At 69.2% G+C, this 10,074-nt stretch carries 10 protein-coding genes; 2 read left to right on the top strand and 8 right to left on the bottom strand.

Going from position 1 to position 10,074, the window contains the following annotated elements; all coding sequences use genetic code 11:
• The 6 genes from C0461_RS11495 to C0461_RS11470 form a co-directional block, all read right to left on the bottom strand.
• On the bottom strand, positions 1-443 hold a 443-nt coding region (locus C0461_RS11495; RefSeq protein ID WP_292107045.1), incomplete at its 3' end, for an ABC transporter ATP-binding protein.
• Positions 444-499: 56 nt separating this feature from the next.
• Positions 500-1,219: an SGNH/GDSL hydrolase family protein gene (locus C0461_RS11490; RefSeq protein ID WP_292107044.1), complete on the bottom strand. Its 720-nt coding sequence runs from the start codon at positions 1,217-1,219 to the stop codon at positions 500-502.
• Positions 1,220-1,343: 124 nt separating this feature from the next.
• Positions 1,344-4,151, bottom strand: a complete 2,808-nt coding sequence (locus tag C0461_RS11485) for a pitrilysin family protein (RefSeq protein ID WP_292107042.1) — start codon at positions 4,149-4,151, stop codon at positions 1,344-1,346.
• A gap of 96 nt (positions 4,152-4,247) precedes the next feature.
• The gene (locus C0461_RS11480; protein ID WP_292107040.1) at positions 4,248-5,273 is read right to left on the bottom strand and encodes a kelch repeat-containing protein; all 1,026 of its coding nucleotides are present in this window, start codon (positions 5,271-5,273) and stop codon (positions 4,248-4,250) included.
• Between the two features lie 19 nt (positions 5,274-5,292).
• Positions 5,293-5,865, bottom strand: coding sequence for a 16S rRNA (guanine(966)-N(2))-methyltransferase RsmD (rsmD, locus tag C0461_RS11475; RefSeq protein WP_292107038.1), 573 nt, complete (start codon positions 5,863-5,865; stop codon positions 5,293-5,295).
• A gap of 6 nt (positions 5,866-5,871) precedes the next feature.
• Positions 5,872-7,407: a pseudouridine synthase gene (locus tag C0461_RS11470; RefSeq protein ID WP_292107035.1), complete on the bottom strand. Its 1,536-nt coding sequence runs from the start codon at positions 7,405-7,407 to the stop codon at positions 5,872-5,874.
• A 12-nt stretch (positions 7,408-7,419) separates the two neighbouring features.
• On the opposite strand from C0461_RS11470, the gene tadA reads away from it, so the two are divergent.
• Both tadA and C0461_RS11460 read left to right on the top strand, forming a co-directional pair.
• Positions 7,420-7,896: a tRNA adenosine(34) deaminase TadA gene (tadA, locus tag C0461_RS11465; protein WP_292107032.1), complete on the top strand. Its 477-nt coding sequence runs from the start codon at positions 7,420-7,422 to the stop codon at positions 7,894-7,896.
• Between the two features lie 31 nt (positions 7,897-7,927).
• Positions 7,928-8,338 carry an MliC family protein gene (locus C0461_RS11460; RefSeq protein WP_292107029.1) on the top strand — a complete coding sequence of 137 codons (411 nt, stop codon included), beginning with the start codon at positions 7,928-7,930 and terminating at the stop codon, positions 8,336-8,338.
• On the opposite strand, the gene C0461_RS11455 is transcribed toward C0461_RS11460, so the two are convergent.
• Both C0461_RS11455 and aroB read right to left on the bottom strand, forming a co-directional pair.
• Positions 8,335-8,823, bottom strand: a complete 489-nt coding sequence (locus tag C0461_RS11455; RefSeq protein ID WP_292107046.1) for a class I SAM-dependent methyltransferase — start codon at positions 8,821-8,823, stop codon at positions 8,335-8,337. The two genes, C0461_RS11460 and C0461_RS11455, sit on opposite strands and share 4 nt — an antisense overlap.
• Positions 8,824-8,972: 149 nt before the next feature.
• Positions 8,973-10,074, bottom strand: a 1,102-nt coding sequence (gene aroB, locus C0461_RS11450; RefSeq protein ID WP_292107027.1) for a 3-dehydroquinate synthase, incomplete at its 5' end; no start/stop codon positions are given.

The following is a 10,074-nucleotide window of genomic DNA, read 5'->3' as shown; positions in this document are numbered from 1 at the left end:
ATGGCCCGACCGATGGCGACGCGCTGTCGCTGGCCGCCGGACAGCTGCTTGGGCTTGCGCTCCAGCAGGTCCGTGATGTTCAGCACCTGGGCCGCCGCATTCACCCGGCGGTCGATCTCGGCCTTGTCGGTCTTCGCCAGCTTGAGGCCGAAGCCCATGTTCTGGCGCACGGTCATGTGCGGATATAGGGCGTAGGACTGGAACACCATGGCGATGCCGCGGTCCGCCGGCGCCGCGCCGCTGACATTGCGGTCGCCGATCAGAACGTCGCCGCCGGTCAGGTCCTCGAGACCCGCGATCAGACGCAGGAGGGTGGACTTGCCGCACCCCGACGGGCCGACAAAGACCACGAACTCGCCGTCCTCGATGGTGAGGTCCACGCCCCGGATCACCTCCGTGGCGCCGAAGTTCTTCCTGACCCCTTCGAGCGTGACATTCGCCATTGTTTTCTTGTCCGTGAGCGTTTCCGGGCCTCAGGGTAAACGTTTACATCGAGGGGTCAACGCAAGGCGCCGACCAGGCTTTCGGCGGTCAGTTTGGCCCAGCAGGCGTAGCCGGCGTCGTTCAGATGCAGCCCGTCAGGACCGACGCCACCCGCATCCAGACCCGACCAACCGGCCATGGTGTCGAAACGGTGGAACACACCATAGCCGACCCGCCCGGCCTCCAGAGCCGTCAGGGCGGAGAAGGCGCCCAGCGCCGGATTTCTGCCCCGAATGAAGTCCAGGTCACGGTCCTCTGGCACCCGCTGGGAATCGATCACGATCACGTCGGCGCCACTGTCCGCCAGGAGCGCCTGACCCGCGCGGAAGTCGGCCAGAAAGGCATCCTCGCTGCGGTTCTGCAGCACGTCATTGGCGCCCAGTTGCCACAGGATCAGGTCCGGCTGCGCCGCCTCGATCTCGGCGGGGAATCGGGCGGCGGTCTCGCCCGCATTCTCGCCGCCGACGCCCCGGTTGACGACGGTGACGACGACCCCAGGCAAGCGCGTTTCCAGTCCCTGTTCAAGCAGGGGAACGAAGCTGAGTTCGGGCGCCGAGGCGCCGACCCCCTCAATGCTGGACGACCCCATGGCCAGGATGGTCAGGCGCCCTTCGGCGATCGCAGCGCGGGCAGCCCCGAGCGGCCGGTTTACCGTCAGAACTTCGGCGTCGGCTGGACATTGAGCCGCCACGGGCGGCGCGGCGGCGATCACAAGCAGGGCGAGCAGCGTGCGCATTGGAGGTCCTTTCATCGGGACCGCTATTGAAGCGCCGCCGCCGCTCGAGGCCAAGCGTGGCCGCAGACAGGAAAAAGGCCCGGCCGCCGAGGCGACCGGGCCGATTTCCGGATGACGGCTGCGATCACTCGCCCAGCGTCACTTCCTCAATGGGCAGGCCCAGCTGCTCCAGCTGGGGCCGAACCACCTCGGCGTCGCCGACCACCACCCACACGAAGCGCGAGGGGTCGATGACGGCGCGGGCGGCGGCGTCCATCTCGGCGGCGGTCATGGCGTTGTAGCGCCCGGCCACCATCTCCCAGTAGTTGTCGGGACGGCCGTACAGGGCGTTGGAGCGCATGGCCGCCAGCACCGCGTTGGACGTCTCGAACTGCCCGGCCAGTTGGCGGGTGCGGCCATTGATGGTGCGCACCAGCTCCTCTTCACTCACGCCGTTCTCGGTCAGGAAGGCGTCGAACTGGGCGATCATGGCCGCGATGGAGTCTCCCGTGCGATCCGCCTGCACCGGCGCCTGGAACAGGTAAGGCGTCTGGTGCTCGCGATTGCTGACCGAGGCGGACGCGCCGTAGGACCAGCCCCGAACTTCGCGCAACTCGGTGTTGACGCGCGACAGGAAGCTGGCGCCCAGCACCTCGTTGGCGGCTTCCAGCACCAGGGTGTCGTCCTGGCCCGTGATCGGCAGGATCGTGCCGCCGAAGATGATGGACTGGGGCGACTGGGGCCTGTTGACCAGCACCACCCGCGGCTGGGGATCAGGAATGGCGACGTCGAAATCCTTGACGCCGCGCGGAGTGGACGGCGCCGCCCACGATCCGAAGCGGGCTTCCAGCATCGGGACGAGGGTCTGAAGCGGCACGTCCGCCGTCACATAGATGCGGGCATTGTCCGGACGGATCCAGGTCTGGTGGAAGTTGACAAGATCATCGCGGGTAATGGCGCGCACGGTGTCGGGATCGCCAAGGCCGCTGTAGGGACGGCCGTAGGGATGGTCTTCGCCGAACAGCACCACCGGGGTGACGCGGCCGCCGAGACCGCCAGGCTGCGTCAGTTCGCTGGCGATGGAGGCCAGCTGGGTGGCGCGCAGGCGCTCCACCTCTGCGGGATCAAAGGCCGGATTCATCACCACATCGGCCAGCAGATCCAGCGAAGGCTCCAGGTTCGGGCTCACGGCGCCCAGACTGACGACAGTGCGGTCAAGCGACGAACCGGCGTTGATCGAGGCGCCCAGACGCTCGCGCGCCTCGGCCAGCTCAGTCGAATTCAGGTTCTCCGTGCCTTCGGTCAGCAGGTTCAGCATCAGGCGCTGGGTGCCCAGGGCGGTGGCGGGATCCGCCGCCAGACCGGCGTCGAATTCCACCGCCACGCGAACCGCCGGAACGGTTTCGGCGCGGGCGTAGACCACCTCCAGGCCGTTGGACAGGGTCGCGCGCTGAATGTCAGGGAAGTTCAGATTCTCGACCTGGGCGATCTGCGGCATCGGATTCCGGGGCGTAGGCGTATAGTCCTGCGGTGCGGCGGACGGCGCGGCGCCGGACGGGTCGCGCGCGGCCTCCACATAGGGTTCGCGCTCGCCGGGTTCGACCCGCATGGACCAGACCGGGCGGGTCAGCCAGCGCTGCATCGCCGCCGTCACGGCCTGCGGAGTCACGCTCGCATAGGCTTCAAGCTGCTCGCGGTAGAACGAGGGATTGCCGGCATAGAGTTGGCCCTCGGCCAGGGCCGTGGCCTTGCCGCCGAAGCCGCCGACCTGCTCAAGGCCGTAAATGCGGTTCGCCACCTGGTTGGTCGCCACGCGCTGGACCTCCTCGGCGGTCGGCCCGTTGGCGATGAAGTCAGCCATGATGGCGTCCAGACGCTGCGACACCGCGTCGGCGTCCTCGCCGGGCTTGACGTTGACGGTCACGCTGAACATGCCCACCCGCTGAAACGCCTGCATGGAGGCCGAAACCGAGGTGGCGGTCTGATCACCACGCACCAGTTCATTGTCCAGGCGCGAGCTGGCCAGGCCGCCCAGCACCGAACCCGCCACGCTCAGCGGGATGGCGTCATCGTCCAGCATGCCGGGCACGATCCAGGTGCGGTAAAGACGCACATTGGCGACGCGGTCCTGCATGACCCGGCTCACGGGCGCGTCCAGGGTCGGCACATCGGCCTGGGCCGGCGTGTTCACGGGACCGGCCGGGATGCCGCCGAAATAGCGTTCGACAAGGGTGCGGGCCGTGGCGGTGTCGATGTCGCCGGCCAGCACCAGCACAGCGTTGTTGGGGCCGTAGTTGTCGGTAAACCACTGACGCACGTCGTCCATGGAAGCGGCGTCGAGATCGGCCATGGAGCCGATGGTGGAGTGGCGGTAGGGGTGCCCCTCGGGGAACAGGTCCTCCAGCATCTGGTAGTAGACCAGGCCGTAGGGCTGGTTGTCGCCCTGACGCTTTTCGTTCTGGACCACCCCGCGCTGGTTATCCAGGCGCTCCTGGCTGACGGCGCCCAGCAGGTGCCCCATGCGGTCGCTTTCCAGGTAGAGCGCCTGCTCCAGCGCCGGTGTGGGCACGGTCTGGAAATAGTTGGTGCGGTCGAACCAGGTGGTGCCGTTCAGATCCGTGGCGCCCATGCCGCGCACATAGTTGAAATAGCTGCCCGGCGCGTTCTCGGAGCCCGCGAACATCAGGTGTTCGAACAGGTGGGCGAAGCCGGTCTGACCCCGGGGTTCGTCCTTGGAGCCCACATTGTACCAGATGGACACCGCCACCACGGGGGCCTTGCGGTCCTCGTGCACAACGACGGTCAGGCCGTTGTCGAGGGTGAACCGCTCATACGGAATATCGACCCGTTCGACCAGTTCGGCGACCGGCGCCGCCTCCGTGGAAATTTGTGCAAGGGCCGCGCCGGGTGCGACCAGAAGCACGGCAAACAGGAAAGTCAGAACACGACGCATGCGCGATACCCCCGAGACTTTGGAAGGGCGAACCCTATCAGGCGGGGGGTTCGGCGCAATTCGCCCAACATTAAAATTCGGACAGATTTTGTCGGATCAGGTGGAGAACACTTCGACCGCCGCGCTGGCCTGGCCGCCGCCCACCACCGCGCCGCCGCCGATAGCGTAGACCCCGGAGCCCACGGTCGCCACCGCCAGACCATGGCGGGGCGTGGGCATGGGAGGCCCCTCGCTCCAGATGTCGCGCAGGGGATCGTAGATCCAGGTTTCGGCGAACACGCCGCCCTGCCGTGAGGTATTGTCGGACCCGAACCATTCGCCGCCGAAGGCGACCAGTTGTCCGTCAATCGCCCCCAGGGCCAGCCCGCCCCCCACCTGACGCCCCGCAGCAGGCGACGGCGGGATCGGTGCGAGGGTGTCCCAGCGATCATGGGCGGCGTCATAGCGGTCCAGCCGTCCCGTGCCGCCGCTCTCCACCGTGCGTCCACCCGCCACCCAGATTGCGCCGCCCATCCCACAGGCGGCGGCGCTGTTCCGGGCCATGGGCAAGGGCGCCGCATCCTCCCAGCGCGCGTCGCCGGGATTGAAGACCCGGTGCGCGGCGATGTCGCCCTGATCGTTCCAGCCGCCGTCGCCGGCGCCAAGCGGCGCCCGCCCGCCGATCAGGTGAATCCGTCCGGCGTGCTCGACACCCACGGTTTCGGCCTGGGGCGCGGGCATGGTTCCAGCGGGCGTCCAGTCACCGTCCAGCACCCAGATGTCGGTGGTGGAGGTCCAGTCCCCATGCTCGCTGCGGCGATAGCCGCCCAAGGCCCAGGGCTTGCTGTCCGCGACCACGATCATCGGATGATGGCGGGCCTCGGGCAGGCGCGGGCCTTCCTCCCAGACGTCGCGACGGGTGTCGTAGACGGCGGTGCGGTCGCTGACGTGGAAACCTTCGGGCGTCATGGCCAGCCCGCCGGCTGTGATGATCCGATCGCCCCAGGCTGCGGCGTAAATCTCCTGGATCGCCCAGGGCATGGGCGCGCGTTGATCCCAGAAGGGTCCGCGCTGGGCATGGGCGGCGGCGGGCGCCAGGGCCACGGCTCCGGCGGCGGTCATGAGGGTGCGGCGGGTGATCATGGACCGGAGCCTAGCCCGGTTATTCGCCGCCCGCGACTCTCAGAAACAGCACCCGCGCAGCGCCATAGTCGCGGGCGTCGAGGCGTTCATAGCCGGGCGTGTCGATCTCCGGCTCGTCCGATCCGCGTTCGAGGATCACAAAGGCATCCGGCGCCAGCCAATTTCCCTCAAGCAGACGGGCCAGCGCCAGCTCGCCCAGACCCTGGCCATAGGGCGGATCGAGGAAGGCCACGTCGAAGGCCTCCCCCGCTGAACCCGGACGCGCGCCCAGATCCGTGGCGCTGCGGCGATGGACGCGGCAGACGCCGAACAGGCCGAACGCCTCCATGTTGTCGCGGATGGCGCCGCGGGCGCCGTCATCGGTCTCCACGAACAGGGCGAAGGCCGCGCCGCGCGACAGGGCCTCGAACCCCAGGGCGCCCGAGCCGGCGAACAGGTCGATGACCCGCGCGCCGTCGAGATTCCGCCCCCATGAGGCATGCTCGATCACATTGAACACGGCCTGACGGGCGCGGTCGGAGGTGGGACGCGTGCCCTGCCCCTCAGGCGCGACGATGGCCCGGCCCCTGAACTGTCCGGCGACGATCCTCATGGAGACTTACGAACGTCCGCGCGGGCCGCCGGGGCCGCGGGGCTTGCCTGCACCGGACGGACGGTCGCCGCCGGGACGATCACCGCCAGAGCGCGGACCAGCCGAGCGCGGGGCGAAGGGACGTCCGCCCGGTTTTGCGCCGGGCTTGCCGCCGCGCGGACGGTCCGCGCCCCCGTCACGAGGCTTGAAGTCGCGCTTCGGTCGATCGCCGTCGGCGCGAGGGGCGCGATCGTCGCGGGGCTTGAAGTCGCGCTTGGGTCGGTCGCCCTCGGCAAGGGGCGCGCGATCCTCACGCGGCTTGAAGTCGCGGCGGGGACGCTCGCCGTCCGCCCGCTCCTCGCGGGGTTTGAACGGACGCTTGGGCCGGTCGCCGCCGGGGCTGGAGCGAGGCTTGGCCTTGGCCCAGCCTTCCTTCTTGGCGGGACGCTTCTCAGCCTCCTCGACCGCCGCCTCGGCGGCGCGGGTGCGGCTGGGCTTGCGCGAGGGGTCCGACATGGGCGAGCCGGACTTGCCGCGCACCACCGATCCGGTCGGGCGACGGCCGGGGACGGGCGCCGGGGTCTCGACCGTATTGCCCTGGGGCAGGTTCTCGGGGCGAATGTACTGGGCCAGCATCTCGCGGATCACGCGGGGGCCCACCTCCTCCACATGGCCGGTGTCCAGCGTGCCCAGCTGGAAGGGACCATAGGCCAGACGGATCAGCCGGTTCACCGTCAGGCCGACGGATTCCAGAACCTTCCTGACCTCGCGGTTCTTGCCCTCGGTTATGGAGACGCTGATCCACAGATTGGCCGGCGCCCGGCTGTCGGTGTCGGCGGCCTTTTCCTTGACCTTGTCGAGGGTCGCCTCGATGGGCCCGTAGCGCTCGCCATCGACGGTGACCCCGTCCTTCAGCTTGTCCAGTTGGTCCTGGGTCACGCGGCCCCGGGCGCGGGCCCGGTACTGGCGGACGAGAGACGATGTCGGCAGCTCCAGCGCCCGGGCCAGCTCCCCGTCGTTGGTCAGCAGCAGAAGACCCTCGGTGTTGATGTCCAGCCGTCCCACCGAAATGACCCGCGGCAGGCCCGCGGGCATGGCGTCGAACACGGTCGGGCGCCCGGCCGGATCGTTGTGGGTCGTCAGAAGGCCCACCGGCTTGTGGTAGCGCCAGACCCGGGTGGCGGCGATGGTGCCGATGGGCTTGCCGTCCACGGTGATGACGTCGTCGCGGGTGACCAGGGTGGCGGGCGTGTCGAGAAGGCGTCCGTTGACAGCCACCTTGCCCAGGCCGATCAGACGCTCCACCTCACGGCGCGAGGCGATGCCGGCGCGGGCCATGACCTTGGCGATGCGCTCCTGACGAAGCGGCGCCTTGGGCGACTCCCGGTCGTCCTTGCCGCCTGGCTTGCCGCCGGGTCGACCCGGCCCTTTCGAGAACGAGGACTTGGAGTCGTCCCTTTTCCCGCTATGAGGGGGGCTCTTCTTGCCGCCGGGGCCGCCGAAACGCTTTTCGGCCTGGCCCGGTCGGGGCGTCTTGTCGGTGTCTTTGAAATGGCGGACCATGATGAGCGGTTCATGCGCACGGCGCTCGATCTAGCGCAAGCCGCAGCGGAGGCCGGAGAGGTCCCCGTGGGCGCAATTGTCGTCGATGAGACCACGGGAAAGGTGCTCGGAACCGGAGCCAACAGGCCGGTCGCCCTGCACGACCCCACCGCCCACGCCGAGGTTCGCGCCATCCGCGAAGCGGCCGAGAGCCTGCAGAACTACCGCCTGACCGATCTGACCCTCTATGTGACGCTGGAGCCCTGCGCCATGTGCGCGGGCGCCATCAGCCACGCTCGCATCGGCCGGGTTGTCTGGGCCGCCGACGATCCCAAGGGTGGGGCGGTGATCCACGGCCCGAAATTCTTCGACCAGCCCACCTGCCATTCCCGTCCTGCGATTGAGGGTGGTCTTCTGGCCGATGAGGCGAGCGCCCTTCTGAAGGGGTTCTTCGCACCCCGCCGAAAGACGAGGCGCAAGGGGGAACAGGCGTCCTTCGAGCCGCGTTGAGCCTTGGCCTGAAACAGCAAAGGTCGCCCCTGTGCGCGCTCGTCTGATCGTCTCCCTCGCCGTGTCCGTCATGGCGCTGGCCGCCTGTGGCCCCGAGCCCCGCGAAGCCCCCACTGACAGCGACGAGGTGCAGGAGCGCGCTCTGGAGGCCCAGACCGCGCGGCGGCGCACCGGAGCCGAGATCCAGGAACGCATCCTGACCCGCACCGTCCGCGCCGTTTATCTGTGCAACAACGGCGAGCGGCTCAGCGTCGACTTCGACAACGCGCGCCAGATGGCGACGGTGCGCCAGGTCAGCGGCAAGGCCGTGGACCTGCGCCAGCAGCGCGCCGCCGACGGCATCTGGTACACCGCCAGCGGCTATGAGCTGCGCGGCGAGGGCGCCATGGCCACCTGGACCGCCGAAAATCTGGAACCCACCACCTGCCGCGCGGTCGACTAGGCGGGCTTTTCAAACAGGACGACCAGCGGGCCGTGCAGGCTGGATCGCCAGCCGAACCGCCCGGCGATCCAGTCCATGGTCCGGTCCGAATAGAACACCACATGGCTGGGCTGGCGGCGGTAGCGCCAGCCTGCGAAGTCTCGCCCCGGCGTCAGACGCTCGGTCATGACCGAGAGGAAACCACCGGCTTTCAGCATGACGTCCAGCCGCGCGAACACCTCGCCGGGACAGTGCAGGTGCTCGACCACTTCGGTGCAGGTGATGAAGTCGTAGCGCCGGTCCAGCGCAATGGGGTCGGGCCGGAAGATGGGGTCATAGTCCGCCGTAGGATGCCCCGCCTCGGCCAGCATGAGCGACAGGGTCGGCCCCGGCCCGCAGCCGAAATCCAGCCCTTCCGCCCCGGCTTCCAGGCGCGGCAGCAACGGATCCAGCGCCTGTTGAAGAAAGGCGCGGTAGCGGACGTCCTCCGGGTCATTCCGGTGCAGGGCGTATTCGGCCCGCTCCTCTTCCGGCGACGGACGCTGCGCCGGATCGAGGAAGGTCAGGTCACAGGTCTCGCAACGAAAATAGCGCAGGCCCCCGATGTCGCCGAAGGACGGCGCGTCCGCCGCCTCGCACAGGGGACAGGCCGGGTTCAGGCCGCGCCCTCGGCCATGAGGAACGCGCGCACCTGCGCCGGATCGACGCCCTTGACCACCTCGGCCCGGCCAATGCCGCGCGCCAGGATGAAGGTCAGGGCGCCGCCCTCGGCCTTCTTGTCGCCCGCCATCAGGGCGATCAGGCGGTCCGCGTCGAAGCCGCCCGCCTGTTCCATTCGGACGGGCAAACCCGCCGCTGCGGTGACAGCCTCGACGCGACGCGCGTCGCCCTCTTCGCACAGGCCCAGCCGCGCCGAGAACCGGAACGCCATGCAGCAGCCCAGCGCGACAGCCTCGCCGTGGGTCAGGACTTCATCATAGCCCAGCGCCGTCTCCAGCGCGTGGCCGAAGGTGTGGCCCAGATTCAGCAGGGCGCGGCGGCCCGCCTCCTTCTCGTCCTCGCTGACCACGGCAGCCTTGATCCGCACCGAGCGCACCACGGCCTCGGTCAGGGCGGCCGGATCGCCCGCCGCGCCGGCAGCGCCCGCCCCGCCCAGCCAGTCGAAGAACCCGGCGTCGCAGATCAGACCATGCTTGAGCACCTCGGCCCAGCCCGAGCGCAGCTGCCGCTCCGGCAGGGTCTTCAGAACATCGATGTCGGCCAGCACCAGACGCGGCTGGTGGAACGCACCCACCAGATTCTTGCCCCGCGGGGTGTCGATGGCGGTCTTGCCGCCCACCGAGGAATCCACCTGGGCCAGAAGGGTCGTGGGGACCTGGATGAAGTCGATCCCGCGCATGTAGAGCGCCGCCGCCAGCCCGGCCAGATCGCCCACCACACCGCCGCCCAGGGCCACGATCATGTCCTTGCGGTCCAGCCCCGCTTCCGCGCAGCGGTCCAGCACCCGCTCCAGATGCGCGAACGATTTGGACGCCTCGCCCGCCGGAACCGTGGACAGTTCGGCGTGGACGCCATGGGTCTTGAGCCCCGCGATCAGGGCAGGAGCGTGCAGCGCCGCCACCGTCTCGTCCGACACGATCAGGACACGGGGCTGCTTCAGCAGGGCGGCGATGCGCGCAGGGCCGGCCGCCGCGTCCGCCAGCAGGCCCGAACCGACCAGCACCTCGTAGGGCGCGAACCCCGCGCCCGAAACCGCC

Origin of the sequence: Brevundimonas sp. (assembly GCF_013823285.1) — a bacterium.
GTDB lineage: Bacteria > Pseudomonadota > Alphaproteobacteria > Caulobacterales > Caulobacteraceae > Brevundimonas.
This window is presented reverse-complemented; position numbering and strand designations above follow the sequence as displayed.